This window comes from Tepidisphaeraceae bacterium (assembly GCA_035998445.1).
Lineage (GTDB): Bacteria > Planctomycetota > Phycisphaerae > Tepidisphaerales > Tepidisphaeraceae > DASYHQ01.
The window spans coordinates 199,443-214,502 of the sequence record DASYHQ010000017.1 but is presented as its reverse complement, the minus strand read 5'-3'; the positions used below and the strand labels follow the sequence as shown (position 1 = coordinate 214,502).

Sequence of the window (15,060 nt, the reverse complement as noted above, 5' to 3'; positions counted from 1 at the left end):
GATGACGTCCTTGTTCGCCAGAAAGTATCGCCGCAACGCCTCTTCGACCTGAATGCTCCCAAATTCATCGCGAGCGATCGCTTCTCGAAGCAAACATGAGTCGCTCCAACTCATACTCGTGATGGACCCTCCTGCTTCGCAACAGCCATGGCCGTCGAAGGAAATCCGGCGCAGCGTAATGATCCCGGCATCATCGATCCGGGACCGATGAAGCTAACGCCCGCTCGCAAGGCGCTCATGATGGAACAACTGCTCATTGGTCTCTATCTACCTCCCCACAACCGCGCCGATGTCGAAGCAGCAGAACCTGACTTGTAACCCCGCCGTTCCTCGCCGCGTCCCTCACGCCGCCTGGTTCAGCGACAGGTATCTTGGCAACCGGGTCTTCGGTGGGTTGTTCATTGGGATCAGACGATCGCCGTCGCCGGGCTCATCGCCGGGGCGGCTTCGATGATCGCGGCGACCTCGCGGTTGAACGCGCCGGACATGCGCTTGCCGTATTCCTGAACGCCGTCCGATGCCAGCGGACCGGTGATGTGGGGATTGCCGGGCTTGGCGGAGCCCCATTGTTTCATATAGGCGCCGTCGTTCGCGTCGGTGCGGAGGAAGTGGAACGCGGCGCCGGCGCGGTCGCGGTCGGTGGTGTTGCCGCGGGTGCAGTGGGGCGTGCCGTAGCAGAAGAACACGGCGCCGCCGGCCTTCAGCTCGAGCGGGACCGCTTTGGCTTCGTCCGGATAGCATCGCACGTGATGGTCGCTGCCGGCGTCGCGCTTGTGCTCGAGCTTGTCGAGGAAGACATCGGGGATCACCTCCATCGTCCCGTTCGCGATCGTCGCATCGTGCACGGCGATCCACATCGCGGTGCCCTGCATGGGGTTGGCAAGGTGGAAGTAGGCATTGTCCTGATGCCAGCTGGTGCCGGCGCCGTCGCCGGCCGGCTTGAGGAAGACCTGGTCCAGGTGCAGCCGGGCGGGCAAGCCGATGAGCGACGACACGGCGGCGGCGACGCGCGCGTCGAACGGCAGCGCCTTGAACAGGTCGCTCTTGTCGAACATGGGGCACAGTTGCAGGTTGCGCTTGCTCTGCGAGGTCGTCTTCCCATCCCCCTCAGTCGCGACGTTGCGCACGAGGCCCGTGCGCTTGAAGCGTTCGATTTCCAGCTGCATGGCGCGGGCCTCGGTTGGCGAGAAGAAGCCCGGGGCGACTACGTATCCGTGAGACTTGAACGATGCGATCTGATCGGACGACAGTGACATGCGATGCTCCTTGTGGTTAGGTGATCGCAGTATGTGCTCCGGTGGCGCGGCGTGCTTTAGCCGCCGTGGAACCTGTTGTCGCCGGCGTGGAATACGTGGCGTCGCGCCACGCGGTGGGCGGCAGGCCGAACCGATGGCTGAACGCGCGGGTGAATTCGTGTTGCCGGGCATACCCGACGCGATGGGCGATCTCCTTGATGCTCAGGTTCGACTCCAGGAGCAGGTTCTGGGCCTGCTGCATCCGAAGTTTGGCCCACATTTTTGTAGGCGATTCACCCACGGCTTTGCGAAAGCGGTGGCGCAGCGAATCGTAGTTGGGAATCTCCGACCTGATCTCGCTACTAAGTCCGGCGGGGTCGCCGGTGTAGTCGTGGACGATGCGCCACAGTTGCAACAGTTCGGCGTCCATCAGTTTGGGCGACGCCACGTCCGCCGCGTCGTTGCTGGCCCTCGTGGTCGATGCCGTTGCGCTCCAGCGTGCGACGGTGACGAGCAGTAGACGCAGCCATGCTGACTGGGCCGCCTCTGCGCCGGTCCGTTCGCGGGCGCGCTCGATGCTGATTTTGACGTGCATCGCCTTGAACGCCTCGGCCCGCTCGTCCGACAATCGCCAGATGCGACGCCCGGGCTGCCGGTGCAGCAAGTGAGGCATTGCGGCGTAGAGCGACTCGTCCCCGCGGTAGTGGATGACCCAAAGGCGCGGCGACTGCGACGCCGTGTTCCAGTAGCCGTGCTGTTCGCCACGCTTGAAGAGGAACAGCGTGCCCGGGCCGGCAACCCGCTTGCGACCCGCGTGACCGATGGTTGTGGAGGTCGTGTCGATCAGGCACAGTTCGTCAAACGGGTGAGTATGCCACCCGGTCGACCCGGCGGGTTGCGTCAACGCGCATCCCAGCGAGTCCGGTAGTGGCAGGAAGGTGGGGCGTGCCGTATCCAAAGGTGCGACCATGGCTGATGCGGAACCCGCGCGCACTTCGAATGATATCTGGGACATCCTGAAGAGGACACCAACTCGGTAACGTAAGGCGGGATGTTCGCTGTAGTTCTGCGGGGCCGATTGATCCTGTCGACAAACCGCTCGGCCACGCGCGGACGTGCAACGGCCTCGCGGGCTGCTTCGGCAGTGGGTTATCCATCCATGCCGCGCAATGCGCCTTCCACCCGCGGCCCATCGCGTCGCGCCAACTCGGCGCGAAGGCTTCGCAGCTTACGCTCGTTGGGCGACTCGTTGAACGCCCACACCACCCACGTGACCATATTCACGAACGGAATCAGCAGGAGCAGGCCAGCGAACCCGCTATAGCCCATCCGGCTCGCGATCCTGCACGCGCAATAGACGAGGAACGCCGTGAGCACGACGCCGAATAGTCCCATTACGTCAGTCATGTCGAACTCCTGATCGAATAGCGAGCCGACCGGACGCCGGGTGCCAACGGCGGTACGCCGCCCGTGCTGATTACGGGTGTCCGATGATACGGGCGACGAGGTCTTTTCGAGTCGCCGTCCTAACCTTCCCGTTTGATTTCGACGACGTATGCGGTGAGTTCGGCCAGTTGGCCCTCGCGGAGGCGCCAGACGTCGCAGTAGGCGAAATGGACTTTGGTGCCGTTGGCCTCCTTGATCGCGATTTGGCCGGTCGCCACGAGGGTGTCGCCCTCTGCGATCAGGTGGGCGACGTCGAACTGGGGCGGCTCGAGGTACGTCTCGTTGATGTACTGGCGGATGGCGGCCTTTCCCGTCAGCGTTCGGTCGCCGACGAACGTCCATTCGACGTCCTCAGTGCAGTGGGCAAGGAACCCCTCGTGGTCGCCGCGCGTGATTGCCGCATTGGCTCGTTGGAGGATGGCTTTGTTGTTGGCTGACATGGGAGGATCCTTCTTCTGGTCGATGCGATGCCGCGAGCCACGGGTGGTACGCCGCCCGTCTACGAGCTCGGTCGATTCAACGGTTACGACGCGGTGCCGGTCCACTAGCACGAGCGGTTATGCAACCGCCGGGGCGCTGCGTCAACGCTGGTCCAACACTGTTTTTTCCAAGGGCAGGCCTGCCCGTTCGGCCAGCACTGCGGCTGCGGCGCGTAGGGTGGCGAAGCTGCCACTGTAGCCGTGGGGCTTTATGTCCAGCCGTTCGCCGTCTCGGAGCGTCACGCGGAGCTCGGTTGTGGTCCGTCTGCGGCGTGGCCCCTTGATCGTGTGGTAGTCAACGTTTGTGATCGAGTTGACGAGCACCCGTCGATCGGGTCGCGGCCATCGGTAATCCAAAATGAACTCCGCGGGCGTGATGGCCAATCGAGCCGGTTCGCCCCACGGAATCCAGAGCACCGCCGCGGTGCTCATCACCACGGCGAACAGCCCGAGGAAGACGTTCGAAAGGCCAGCGGACCGACGCTGTCGCCGAAAGGCGTCGAAGCTTTTCGTATCCTTCAATTCATGGCCGAGCCCGATCCTGACGGCCGCGCGTGCCAACTGCCCATCATCGAACCCGCGGCGGTGCGCCCTTACCGAAAGCCGGCGCCGTGCCAGTCCCGCCCGCAACAGAAACACGCCGGCCGGAAAAATGCACAGCACATAGAGCAAAAAGCAGGCGACGGTGGGCCACGCCGGCTCGGCTAGGTTGAAGTGTTCTGTAGGTAACAACATCAGCATCGGGCTGCCAAACGCATGGCCGTTCACGGGGGGGCCATCACGTCCCCACCTGCGCCACCCGCCCGCCCGTTACCGGCAAGTACGCCCCCGTAACGAACCCCGCCAGTTCGCTTAGGAAGTAGACGCAGCCGTTGCCGATCTCGTCGGCGCTGCCCTGGCGGCGGAGGGGGGTGGACTTGGCATAGCCCTGGGGGCCGTCGGCGGTGAGGTCGACCTTTTCGTCGATCATCCAGCCGGGGGCGACCATGTTGACGGTGATCTGCTCGGGGCCGAGTTCGCGCGCGAGCGAGCGGGAGACGCCGATCATCGCGCCCTTGCCGGCCATGTAGACGGACCAGTTTTCCGGGGCGACGTTCCAGAGTTCGGTGACGATGTTGACGATGCGCCCGCCGCCTTGGGCTTTGAAGATCGGGCGGACGGCCTTGGTGGTGTTGATGACGGCGCGGCAGCCGAAGGCGAACGCCGTGTCGTAGTCGGCGTCGGTCGCGACGTCGAGCGAGCCGTGCTGCCGGCCGGCGATCGCGTTGTTGACGACGCCGTCGATGCGGCCAAAATCGGCGTGGACCTGTGCGACCATCGCGTTCACCGCGGTGGCATCGCGCACGTCGGCGGCGTAGGTGCGGGCGGTGCCACCGGTGGCGCGAATGTCGGCCGCGACCGCCTCGGCCTTGTCGCGGCTGACGGCGTAGTTGATCGCCACGCTCGCGCCGTGCTTGGCGCACACCCGCGCAATGGCGGCCCCGATCCCACGGCCCGCACCGGTCACGATGACGACTTTTCCGTTCAGCATCGACGTACGGTGCCGCGGCGAACGGCGGCGGTCAAGGGCGGTTCATCGCTCAGGGCGGATGCCGTTCAGCGCGCTGGCGCCGAATTGCGACAGCAGACAGCCGTAGATGAAGATCGTGAAGAACGTGGAGCCGCGCGAGTCCTCGGGGTCGTTGAACGTGAACGCGCTGGCGGTCAGGCCGAGCGTGACCAGCACGACCAAGATGCCGACCATCGCCCGGCGGGGCCAGCCCACGTGGCACTGGTTGTATCGCGACAGCGGCAGCGAGACGAGCAGGCCCACCACGCCTGCGATCAGCGCCCAGAGCGCCCCGGTGACGAGGTAGCTGACGCCGAAGATCGCCGCGGTTCCGAGCGCGATACCGGTAAGCGTCGACACGCGCCGTTCGTCGTCGTCCAGCACGTGCTTACCGAACGGGTGAAGGCGCAGCAGCAGGTTGAACAGCGACGGCGCCAGCCACGTGCTGAGCGCGAAGGCGATGTAGAGGATGAGGACCGGCCAGATGAACGGGGCGAGGTCGGGGTTGCGGTTGGCCGCCGAGCGAAGGATGCGGGCGCCGAAGAACCCGCCCAGCACGATGCCCCACTGCACGCGGGAGTCCAGGCGCGACATGAACAGGAAGTACCGGAGCATCAGCCGGTAAAACGGGTTCCGCGCCTTCATCGATTCCAGGATGCCCGTACGGGCGTAATCCATGGTCGGGTCGAGCCGCAGCGCTTCGCGAAAGTGTTCCATCGCACGGCGCGGGTCGTTCTGGTGCAACAGCGTCCAGCCGTGCGTCGCGTGGGCCAGCGCGTTCTCCGGATCGTCGGCCAGCGCGCCCTCGGTGGTGCTGGCGGCGGCGTCGCGGTCGCCGAGCTGCGTGAGCGCCATCGCGCGCAGGTTCAGGCAGCCGGAATCCTTTGGGTCGATGGCCAGGCCTTCATTGGCGGCGTCGAGCGCGTCGCGCCAGCGGCGCAGGTCGAGCAGGGTGGCGGCTAAGATCGCGAAGTAGCTGGGGTTGTTCGAATCGATGGCGATCGCCTCGCGTATCGCGATCTCGGCGCTCTTGAAGCGGTTGCGCGCCCGCAGCAGGCGCGCCATCACCGCGTGACCGAACGCCTCGTCGGGCGCGATGCCGATCGACTCCTTCGCCTCCTGTTCGGCCTCGTCGAAGCGCGACAGCTCGACGAGCGAGTCGGCGAGCATCGCGTGGGCGTACGCGTCGCGCGGGTCGGTCGCCAGGTGTTGGCGCAACTCGCGCTCGGCGTCGACGTGACGGTTCTGTTGCTGCAGGACGAACGCACGCTGCATCTGTGGGGAAAGTGCCATCGGCCGGGAACCCGTTGAATCGATTGAGCGAACTGTGCGATCACCACTACCACGCGCGACGAGCCCGGCGCTACGTCTTCATGTACTTCAGGATGTCGTCGTACGTGCCGCCCTGGTTCGAGTAGAGCGCGTAGTTGCGGGCCGCGCTGAACCATTCGCGCGTGCTGGGCTTCACCAACGGCACGGCGGCCAGCAGGTCCTTGGTGGTGATGGGCTTGGGCAGGCCGGCCTTCATCGCCTCGCGCAGCTTGGCCTCGATGGTCTGGTCGACCACGGCCTTCAGGTCGGCGCCGCTGAACTCGGCCGTGCGCTTGGCGACGGCGTCGTGGTCGACGTCCTGCACCGGCTTGCCGGCCAGCAGGATGCGCAGGATGCCCGCCCGCGCCGGCGCGTCCGGCGGGGGCACGAACAGGATGCGGTCGAAACGCCCGGGCCGGCGGAAGGCCGGGTCGACGTGCCACGGGGCGTTGGTGGCCGCCAGCACGAGCACACCGTCGTTGTTCGACTTCACGCCGTCCAGCTCGGACAGGAACTGGTTGATGAGGTGCCGGCCACCGCTCGTGCGCATGTCCGCCCGGCTGGCGGCGAGGGCATCCACCTCGTCGAAGAACAGCACGCAGGGTTTGGCGCGGCGCGCCTGCTCGAATAGGGCGTTAAGGTTCTTCTCGCTGTTGCCGATCCACATGTCCAGCACGTCGGAGATGCCGACGGCGATGAAGCCGGCGTCGATCTCACCGGCGGTGGCGCGGGCGAGGTGCGTCTTGCCACAGCCCGGCGGGCCGTACATCAGAATGCCGCCCCCGATCGCCTTGCCGTACGCCTTGTAGAGGTCGGCGTGCTCAAGCGGGTGGATGATCTTCAGGCGGATCTCTTCCTTCAGCGCTTCCATGCCGCCCACGTCCTTGAAGCGGATCGTGGGGCGTTCCACCTCGGCGGGCGCGTCGGTGTCGCCACCGTCCCAGGTGGCGCGCACCTTCCCGTCGACCACGTCGCTCTCCTCCGGGCGGGCATTGATGCCCAGCCGGGCGGCGAGCTCGACATCGGCCGAGGCGGGGTCTTTTTCAATGCCGCGCTTGTACTGCCGCACGGCCCGCTCGACGTCACCCGCCTTCACCAGCAGTCGCGCGTACAGCACGTTGGCGGCCGCGGGGCAGTCGGTCGCTTTAATGAGGTCTTCGACAATCACCATCGCTTCGGAGTTCTTGCCCTGATGGCTGAACGCCGTCGCCAGGCCCACCTTTACGTCCGCGTTCTGCGGCGACTGCTGGATGGCGGCCCGAAACTCGCGCTCGGCCTCCTCGGCGTGGCCCAGGTTCAACAGCGACTGCGCCAAGTGCAGGCGCAGCGGCAGGTTATCTGGCGAGAGCTTCAGGGCCTCGCGCAACGCGTTCAACGTGGCGTCTGATGATGACATCGTCCCCTTTCCGATGGAACAGAGACGCCAAGTGTATCGCCCGACACCCGGAACGCCATGACCACGAACCCGACCCACCTTACGCGAGGCAACCGGGTCAAGGTGGAGGGGGTTCGGTCCGATACCGTTGACCGATCGGGTGTGCTAGAATGGGATCGTCGGTGACGCCTCAAGTAGTTCCCACGGACAACGGAGATCGCCTTGCCCGTTTCGCTGCCCCAGTTTGAAGAGTACGAGAAGAAGGAAAAGTGCGGCGTGTTCGGCATCTGGGGGACGCCCGATGCGTCGGCCATCGCGTATCAGGGCCTCTTCGCGCAGCAACATCGCGGGCAGGAGTCGGCGGGCATCGTCACCTCCGACGGTACCGATCTGCACGGCCACGCGGGCATGGGGCTGGTCAGCCAAGTGTTTACGCCGCGCATGATGAAGGAAGAACTCGTCGGCCACGCCGCCATCGGGCACGTGCGCTACAGTACGACCGGCAGCAGTAAGTTGTGCAACGCACAGCCTTTACTGCGGCAATTCCGCATGGGGCCGGTGGCGGTGGCGCACAACGGGAACCTGGTGAATGCGACTTTGCTGCGCGAGCAGTACGAGGAGCACGGCCACATCTTCCAGAGCACGACGGACACGGAAGTGATTGTCCACCTGCTGGCCAAGCCCACGCACATCAACAAGCACGACCCGCTGCCCCACGTGTTGCGGCACTTGCAGGGGTCGTTCAGCCTGCTGTTCCTGTTTCCCGATCGCATCGAAGCCGTCCGCGACCCCTGGGGCTTTCGGCCGCTTTCATTAGGCAAGACGGCGGCGGGGCAGTGGGTGGTGGCGAGTGAGACGTGCGCGTTCGACGTGATCGACGCCACCTACGTGCGCGAGATCGAGCCCGGCGAGATCGTGACGATCAACAACGACGGCCTCAGCAGCCGCCGGTTCAGCGAGCCGGCGCCCGAGCAGGCGCACTGCGTGTTCGAGCACGTCTACTTCGCCAACCCGGCCAGCCGGATTTTCGGGCAGAACGTGCACATCGTGCGCGAGCAGATGGGCCGCGTGCTGGCGCGCGAAGCGCCGGTGAACGCCGACTTTGTGATGCCGATGCCCGACAGCGGCCGCAGCGCCGCGCTCGGCTTTTCGAAGGAGTCGAAGACGCCGTTCGAAGAGGGGATCGTGCCGAACCGGTTCGTCGGCCGCACGTTCATCCTGCCGGGCCAGGCCGCCCGCGACCGGGCGGTGGCGATGAAGCTGAACATCATCCCGGATGTAATCGCCGGCCAACGCGTGGTGATCGTGGAAGACTCGGTGGTCCGCGGCACGACGACGCGCTCGAAGATGCGGGCGATCCGCCGGGCCGGGGCCAAGGAGATCCACCTGCGCGTCAGCTGCCCCCCGATTCGGCATCCATGCTTTTACGGGATCGACTTCCCCACCAGCACTGAACTGATCGCCCACGAGCGCACGGTCGACGAGATCGCGGCTTTCCTTGAGGTCGACAGTCTGGCCTACCTGTCGTTGGACGGCATGCTGTCGGTGATGAACCGCGACAAGCAGCAGTACTGCACCGCCTGCTGGAGCGGCCACTACAAGATTCCGATCGACGAGCCGACCGCGAAGTTCAACTTCGAGCGCGATCAGCTGAAGATGTTTTAACGGTGACGGACGGCGGCCGTTCCGACCGTGGCGTGGGCGTCTCGCATGCCTGTAATGAGGCCGAGAACCTTCATTTTGTGACGGCTGCTCCGGTTGAAGCAGGTTGCCACTAAATCAATCGCTATTTCAATCCACATGCATGGGCGAGACGCCCATGCCACGGTCGGAGCAGCCCCGCGGCGGAGCGGTACGGTCCGGTTCGTTTCACCTTGCGGCCAACGGTTCCAGCTCTATGATGCCGCGAACTCAACGGGGAGCACACGCATCTTGAAGCAGTACCATCGCACGCGGCAGGTTGTCTCTTTCTTGTTCGTTGTCATTACGCTGGGTATAAGCACCGGTTGCAGTTCGCGCATCTGGGCGCCCATGCACGCCGCGGCGAAGCTGGATAACCCGAATAAGATTCGCCAGCTCGTGGCCGACGGCAGGGACGTCAACTCGACGAAGCACCACGGCCACCGTTCCCCGCTGTACACAGCCGCCCACTACAGCAGTTACAACGCCGCCAAGGCCCTGCTGGACGCCGGTGCCGACCCGAACCAGAAGCATTCCAACGGCACGACGCCGCTCATGGTCGCGTCGTCGCGCGGGTCGATCCGCACTGTGGAGATGATGCTGGCCAAGCAGGGCAACCCGAACCTGCAGGCGAGGAACGGCTACTCGTCGCTGCACTACGCGGTGCAGGGTGGACAGGCTCAGATCGTCAAGCTGCTGCTGCGCAACGGGGCCGATGCCGGGAAGCTGGACCGTCGCGGGCGCACGGCGTTCGATTTGGCCGAACAGCTGGGGGATGCGGACGTGATCGTCGCGATGGGTGGGAAGGTGCTGTAGGGAACCTGAAGGCACTGTCTGGCGGATCAAAGTGAGCGCCCGTGCGCCTGATTGTCATCCCGATGGGAGCCCTGGCGACCTGAGGGATCTCGAATGACGAGCGATTCACGGCCGTGGTAGATCCCTCAGGTCGCTAAAGCTCCCATCGGGATGACATGGGTTTCGTTAGCGCGCGATACGTCGGACTTTGCCTAAGGTGGGGACGCGGGGGCGTGGGGAACTGGCCGCTAAAGCGGCCAGTCCGGCATTGCGGGGGCATGCTATACTTGAGCGGCTCGATTGGGTCGTTCTCCTCGTGTGATGCGTTATGCAGACCCGTGATTCCGATCTCGTGCGCTTCCTGGCACGCGTCCATCGACGCGCGACGGCGTGGCGCATTGGTGAGGCGGTCGGGCTGGGCATTGGCGTGGCCGCGGGGGTGGCAAGCGCGCTGGCGGCGGGATTGGTCTACCTGCAGCGCGATGCGTGGCCCGTCGTGGGCGCGACGCTGCTGGCGGGGGCGCTGGCGGGCGTGGTGCGCGGCATCGCAACTCGGCCGACGCGGTTTGAGACAGCGTGCCTGGCGGATCGGCAGTTGAACCTGCACGAATTGCTCAGCACGGCGATGACCTTGCGGGACCACGCCGAGCCGTGGGCGCAGGGGGTCGTCGCTCAGGCGGATCGGCGGGCGCGGTCGCTGCGGGCCAACGATCTGCTGCTGCAGCGCCTCGGCGCCCGCGCCTGGGGCGGCATCGGCATCGCGACCGCGATGACGCTCGTGCTGGCGGCGCTCGCGAGCGAACCGGCTGCGGTCGTCGCGGTCGCCGGGCGTGGAGAGGGGTCTCGCGAGACCGTCACGGCCAGTTCATCGGACGATCCGCGGCAGCGTTCAACTGCGACGGGGCGTCCCACGACGCCCCAACGCGAGGCGACGTCCACCGACGGCTCGGCCATCACTCGCAATACCGATCCCACCCCGACCGCGGATACTGGCGGCACGGCGTCGTCCACCAGTACCGCCACCCCCGCAGGCGGGCAGGCCGCCACCAGCAGCGACGCCACCAGCGCATCGGCCGATCCCGCCACCGCACGGCCGCTTGCTCGACGTGAAGAACCTCAAGGCGCGCGCGACGGCACTGGTGATGGCTTGACCGCGATCGCTATCAGTAAAGGTGAATCGTCGAAAAATGGCCGGGTGACCGATGAGCGTTCACCGACCGACCTGGGTTCGATGGATGAACTGCCCACGGGTTCGCGTCGCGACGTCACGGCGCCCACACCCGTCTCATTGGAATCGGTGCCGGACCGCTATCGTGATGTCGTTCGCGCCTACTTCGACGCCAGCGCACCGTAGCGGACTACCCGCACACTGGAACCGAACGGTAACGCACCTCACGCTCCCCGCGCCTCAAGCATGATCTCCCCACAAACACCACTGGACTGGCCGCTTTAGCGGCCAGTTCTTCCCGAATATCGGACGTTTGAGGAATAATTAGTTCAAACAAACATTCCAACCCGGAGGGGTCAAAACGTGCGCCCTGATTCTGCGCAAAAAAAGGCCGCGGACGGGGGAGATCCGCGGCGAGGGCTCTCAACTTTGTGAATCGTTCGGAGGGGAGGCCGAACGGTTGAGAGTGAAGTTTAATGTCGGGGGGTGCAGAAGGAGGGGGGGAACCTTCTGCGGGGATCACCCCCGACAACAAGACGGTGACGGCGTTAGCACATCAATGTCTTCGTGTTCACATCCGGTGAACGAGCGAAATCATATACCACACCTACACAAATGCAAGTCAGAATTTACCCTTAATCAGCAGCTGCTAACTAATTTTTCGTAGTCACTCCCATCGAGGCGGTCCGAAGGCAACTCGCGTGAATAGAAACCCTTACGCGCGGTCGCTGCTTAACGTTAACTGCGCGGTCGAACGCAGTGCATCGCTTCCGCGCGTCGCACTCGCGATATGTCGGAACGCAGGAATCCGTAGCAGGAATTGGCGTGGTGGCGCCGCCGCCAACCCCGCTTCACGCGTAGCTAGAAAGACCGAAAGTCTTTCGTAGTCGTGTGTTGTGGCTCACAGTTTCGCCCGTCGGTGAAGCGGCTAGGTTGAGACGTGTACGTGGGCTAGTGTGCCTGCAGAGATAAGCACCGAACGTGATGGCTGGATTTCGCGCGACCCGTCACCGCGGCTTCGGGCCGGAGCCGGGGATGCCTTGGTACTCAGTGGGGAAGACGTAATCCTTCCGCAGCGGATGGCCCACCCAGTCGTCGGCCAGCAGGATGCGCCGCGGGTCGGGATGGCCAGGGAACCCGACGCCGAACATGTCCATCGTCTCGCGCTCGTGCCAGTCGGCGGCCGACCAGAGGTCGACCACGCTCGGCACCTGAGGCTGGTCGCGCGGCGTGAAGACCTTCACCGCGAACGTGTGCCGCAGGTCGAAGCTCCACAAATCGTACAGCACGCACATCTTGCCGTCGGCGGCGTAGTCGATGCCGCCCAGATTCGCGAGCCAGTCGAACGACAGCCGCGGGTCAAACCGCAGGAACTCGGCGATCGATCGCCAGTCGGCAGCGTTCACGTGAACGCGCGGGTGCTTGTCGGCGAACGACGCGACGATCCGCTCGTCGCCGAACGTGTTGCGCAGCAGGGTGATGATATCGGCAGGGCTCACGGCAACAGTGTAGCCCGGTCGGCCGTGCGTTTCACGTTCCCAGCAACCCGCGCAACGCCAGGGTCGGTTGGCCGTGCTCGTCCAGGATCGCGAACTGCCCGCGCCAGTCCCAGGCCGTCCAGGCAATGTCGAACTCGTCGAACACGCTCACCATGTCGCGATACCAGCGGTAACGCGGCTCGTCGGGCGCCCGGTTGATGCACCCGAACTCGCCGCAGTACAGCGGGTGGCCCGTCCGCTGTCGCACCGCCAGTGGCTTGGCGAAGTCGGCAACGATCGAAGCGCGGTCGTACGGCTTATTCACCTTCGCGTAATGCTCGCGGTCGGCCGGTGGCACGAGCGCCTCGTCCTCGGGCAACAGCGACGGGCCCGGGTAGTGCACGGGGCCGGCGTACGTCTCCTGGTGCTTCGTCCAGCCAGCGCGATAGTGCGTCAACGGCATGGGGTGATAGTGGTGGAAGGTCAGGATCAAATGCTCGTCGGGCGGCACGTCGAGCTGGTCGAACGTTTTGGCCTGGTTGCCCTCGTTGGACCCTAAGACGATCGTCCGCTGCGGCTCGCGCTGGCGGATGGCGCGGAACGGGTACATCGCCACGCGGTTCCAGTCGGCCGGATCGGGGGCGGCCGGCTCGTTCATCAACTCGTAGGCCACCGCGTCCAGCGGGCGGGTGTGTAGAGCGTCCGACAGGTCGGCCCACAGCCCGGCGAAACGCTCGGCCTCAGCGGGCTGGGTGAACAGGGGTGGCGATTCGTCCTGGAAGTAGTGCGTGCGCAGGATGTGCAAATCGACGATCACCCGCATCTCCGCGGCCGCCGCCCAGTCTAAGGCGCTCTGCATGAGGTCGAACGCCTCGGCCTCGCGGGCGCCGGCGGTCGTCCACATCTGTTCCTCGTCGATCGGCAGGCGGATGTGGTCCAGGCCCAGCTCGCGCAGGCGCATCATGTCGTCGCGCCCGAACCAGTCGCGCCGCTTCTGCCCGCGTGCGTTTGACTGACTCAGCCAGTGCGAAATGTTTACGCCGCGACGGATATTGACGGGCATGGGGGAGCTTCTCCGGACTGCCAAGGGCGTCGCCTTACTTGATGTACGCCCCTTCGTCCTTCAGGCGCTTGCGGAGGTGCTGCACGTCGACCTTGCGCACGTCCGGCACCTCATGCTTGCTCGCGCTGGCTGCGGCGATGCCGGCAGCCTCGCCCATGGCCAGGCAGCAGGGCATCACGCGCACGCTGCCCTGCACGATCTGCTCGGCCGAAATGCTGCGGCCGGCCACGAGCACGTTGGCCAGTCCCTTGGGCGTCAGGCAGCGGTAGGGGATGCCGTGCGACTCGCCGGGGCCGTAGCGGAAGGTGGTGCCTTCCCACTTGTGGGCCTTGGACAGGTCGTCGAACGCTTCCTTCACCTTCGCGTGGACGTCGATAAAGTAGCTGTTGCGCGCGATCTCATCGTCGAAGTCCCGGCGGGCCATGTAGTCTTCGAGCGTCAGCACGTAATCGCCGACGATGCGGCGCGACTCGCGCACGCCCAGCAGCGAGCCCGTCTGCGCCAGGAACGCGTTGCCGAACGCCGCTGGGTAAAACTCCGCCAGCGCGTCGCGATACGCCGCCGCGATCTTCCGGCCGGTCATCAGGGCCTTCGATACGTTGGCCGGATCGGTGCTGTCGACGGCGTACACGTGACCGGCGTTGAAGCCGATCGAGCCGGGTCCGACCGAGTTGTTGCAGCAGTGGATGTCGGGGATGACCGGGTACTTGCCCGACTTCATGATCTGATGGTGCGGCGAGTTCGTTGCGGCCGCGTGCATGCCGGGGCCGGTGCGGTAGGCGTAGTCGTCGACGTTGGACAGGATGAAGCAGTGCGTCGCCGGCATCAGGTTGGCCGGGTCGCCGCTGTCGTCGCCCTTATGAAACTCGGCCCCCGCCCAGGCGGCCAGATCGGCGTCGCCGGTGCAGTCGACGTATACCTTGGCGCGCTTGGCGGTCATGCCCGACTTGTTGCTGAAGATGAGTGCTGTCACCCGACCCGCGCCGTCGGTGTCGACTGCGGAGAAGAACGTGTTGAACAGCACCGTTACGCCGAATTCAGTGCAGAGGTCGTCGTAGACGCGCTTCAGCCGTTCGGCGTCAATCGGCACCCAGTCGGCGTCCGTCGGCTTCACGTGGGCCATGCCCTGCTTAGCCGTCGTGAACACGCGCTCGGCCAAACCGCGGTAGACGAGGTCCTTCTTGTCGGAGAACGGCGTCCAGGCGGGCACCAGCGCGCTGGTGCCCATGCCGCCCAGCGAGCCGGTCTGTTCGACCAGCAACACCTTCGCCCCCTCGCGCGCCGCAGCGGCGGCGGAGGTGCAGCCGGAGGGGCCACCGCCGACGACGATCACGTCCCAGGAGGAATCGAGCGGAATCTGACGCGGGGCAAAGGTGTACTGATTCACAATCGACAGTATTTGGCCGCGCGGCGCGCCAATGTCAACGCGGTGAGCCAACCCGCCCGAAACGTCATCTGGCAAAAGCGTGCGATGGTGTGGG

Annotated in this window: 15 protein-coding genes; 4 read left to right on the top strand and 11 right to left on the bottom strand. The window is 65.4% G+C overall.

Translation table 11 applies throughout. From position 1 onward, the window contains the following. Positions 1 to 147: 147 nt before the first annotated feature. Complete coding sequence (locus VGN72_06360; GenBank protein HEV7298972.1) at positions 148 to 318, top strand: hypothetical protein; 171 nt, start codon at positions 148 to 150, stop codon at positions 316 to 318. A gap of 89 nt (positions 319 to 407) precedes the next feature. Here the strand turns inward: VGN72_06360 and VGN72_06355 are convergent, their stop codons facing one another. From VGN72_06355 to VGN72_06320, 8 genes are all read right to left on the bottom strand, one after another. Further along, positions 408 to 1,256, bottom strand: a complete 849-nt coding sequence (locus VGN72_06355) for a phytanoyl-CoA dioxygenase family protein (protein ID HEV7298971.1) — start codon at positions 1,254 to 1,256, stop codon at positions 408 to 410. A gap of 16 nt (positions 1,257 to 1,272) precedes the next feature. Then, positions 1,273 to 2,205: an AraC family transcriptional regulator gene (locus VGN72_06350; protein HEV7298970.1), complete on the bottom strand. Its 933-nt coding sequence runs from the start codon at positions 2,203 to 2,205 to the stop codon at positions 1,273 to 1,275. Between the two features lie 179 nt (positions 2,206 to 2,384). Beyond that, complete coding sequence (locus tag VGN72_06345; protein ID HEV7298969.1) at positions 2,385 to 2,642, bottom strand: hypothetical protein; 258 nt, start codon at positions 2,640 to 2,642, stop codon at positions 2,385 to 2,387. A 119-nt stretch (positions 2,643 to 2,761) separates the two neighbouring features. Further along, positions 2,762 to 3,121, bottom strand: a complete 360-nt coding sequence (locus VGN72_06340) for a nuclear transport factor 2 family protein (protein ID HEV7298968.1) — start codon at positions 3,119 to 3,121, stop codon at positions 2,762 to 2,764. A 141-nt stretch (positions 3,122 to 3,262) separates the two neighbouring features. Further along, the gene (locus VGN72_06335) at positions 3,263 to 3,928 is read right to left on the bottom strand and encodes a hypothetical protein (protein ID HEV7298967.1); all 666 of its coding nucleotides are present in this window, start codon (positions 3,926 to 3,928) and stop codon (positions 3,263 to 3,265) included. A gap of 10 nt (positions 3,929 to 3,938) precedes the next feature. Beyond that, the gene (locus tag VGN72_06330) at positions 3,939 to 4,691 is read right to left on the bottom strand and encodes an SDR family oxidoreductase (GenBank protein HEV7298966.1); all 753 of its coding nucleotides are present in this window, start codon (positions 4,689 to 4,691) and stop codon (positions 3,939 to 3,941) included. Positions 4,692 to 4,733: 42 nt separating this feature from the next. Then, a complete protein-coding gene (locus tag VGN72_06325) occupies positions 4,734 to 6,002 on the bottom strand; it encodes a tetratricopeptide repeat protein (GenBank protein HEV7298965.1) in 1,269 nt (422 codons plus the stop codon). A 70-nt stretch (positions 6,003 to 6,072) separates the two neighbouring features. Continuing rightward, positions 6,073 to 7,416 carry an AAA family ATPase gene (locus tag VGN72_06320; GenBank protein ID HEV7298964.1) on the bottom strand — a complete coding sequence of 448 codons (1,344 nt, stop codon included), beginning with the start codon at positions 7,414 to 7,416 and terminating at the stop codon, positions 6,073 to 6,075. A 201-nt stretch (positions 7,417 to 7,617) separates the two neighbouring features. On the opposite strand from VGN72_06320, the gene purF reads away from it, so the two are divergent. The 3 genes from purF (at position 7,618) to VGN72_06305 (ending at position 11,224) form a co-directional block, all read left to right on the top strand. Further along, on the top strand, positions 7,618 to 9,060 hold the full coding sequence (purF, locus tag VGN72_06315) for an amidophosphoribosyltransferase (protein HEV7298963.1): 1,443 nt from the start codon (positions 7,618 to 7,620) through the stop codon (positions 9,058 to 9,060). 306 nt (positions 9,061 to 9,366) lie between these two features. Next, complete coding sequence (locus VGN72_06310; protein ID HEV7298962.1) at positions 9,367 to 9,891, top strand: ankyrin repeat domain-containing protein; 525 nt, start codon at positions 9,367 to 9,369, stop codon at positions 9,889 to 9,891. Positions 9,892 to 10,198: 307 nt separating this feature from the next. Further along, on the top strand, positions 10,199 to 11,224 hold the full coding sequence (locus tag VGN72_06305; GenBank protein ID HEV7298961.1) for a hypothetical protein: 1,026 nt from the start codon (positions 10,199 to 10,201) through the stop codon (positions 11,222 to 11,224). Between the two features lie 821 nt (positions 11,225 to 12,045). Here VGN72_06305 and VGN72_06300 read toward each other — a convergent pair. Genes VGN72_06300 through VGN72_06290 form a run of 3 tightly spaced genes read right to left on the bottom strand, consistent with a single transcriptional unit; the run spans position 12,046 to position 14,966 of the window. Further along, the gene (locus VGN72_06300; protein HEV7298960.1) at positions 12,046 to 12,537 is read right to left on the bottom strand and encodes an NADH-quinone oxidoreductase subunit C; all 492 of its coding nucleotides are present in this window, start codon (positions 12,535 to 12,537) and stop codon (positions 12,046 to 12,048) included. Positions 12,538 to 12,568: 31 nt separating this feature from the next. Beyond that, entirely contained in the window at positions 12,569 to 13,579 is a 1,011-nt protein-coding gene (locus tag VGN72_06295) for a cellulase family glycosylhydrolase (protein ID HEV7298959.1), read from the bottom strand. Positions 13,580 to 13,613: 34 nt separating this feature from the next. Beyond that, positions 13,614 to 14,966, bottom strand: a complete 1,353-nt coding sequence (locus tag VGN72_06290; GenBank protein HEV7298958.1) for an FAD-dependent oxidoreductase — start codon at positions 14,964 to 14,966, stop codon at positions 13,614 to 13,616. Positions 14,967 to 15,060 lie beyond the last annotated feature (94 nt).

Excerpts from the sequence above, each read along its gene's own strand:
- VGN72_06355 (HEV7298971.1), bottom strand. The coding sequence starts at position 1,256 with ATGTCACTGTCGTCCGATCAGATCGCATCGTTCAAGTCTCACGGATAC.
- VGN72_06340 (HEV7298968.1), bottom strand. The coding sequence starts at position 3,121 with ATGTCAGCCAACAACAAAGCCATCCTCCAACGAGCCAATGCGGCAATC.
- VGN72_06320 (HEV7298964.1), bottom strand. The coding sequence starts at position 7,416 with ATGTCATCATCAGACGCCACGTTGAACGCGTTGCGCGAGGCCCTGAAG.
- VGN72_06350 (HEV7298970.1), bottom strand. The coding sequence starts at position 2,205 with ATGGTCGCACCTTTGGATACGGCACGCCCCACCTTCCTGCCACTACCG.
- VGN72_06330 (HEV7298966.1), bottom strand. The coding sequence starts at position 4,691 with ATGCTGAACGGAAAAGTCGTCATCGTGACCGGTGCGGGCCGTGGGATC.
- VGN72_06305 (HEV7298961.1), top strand. The coding sequence starts at position 10,199 with ATGCAGACCCGTGATTCCGATCTCGTGCGCTTCCTGGCACGCGTCCAT.
- VGN72_06295 (HEV7298959.1), bottom strand. The coding sequence starts at position 13,579 with ATGCCCGTCAATATCCGTCGCGGCGTAAACATTTCGCACTGGCTGAGT.
- VGN72_06360 (HEV7298972.1), top strand. The coding sequence starts at position 148 with ATGGCCGTCGAAGGAAATCCGGCGCAGCGTAATGATCCCGGCATCATC.
- VGN72_06325 (HEV7298965.1), bottom strand. The coding sequence starts at position 6,002 with ATGGCACTTTCCCCACAGATGCAGCGTGCGTTCGTCCTGCAGCAACAG.
- VGN72_06345 (HEV7298969.1), bottom strand. The coding sequence starts at position 2,642 with ATGACTGACGTAATGGGACTATTCGGCGTCGTGCTCACGGCGTTCCTC.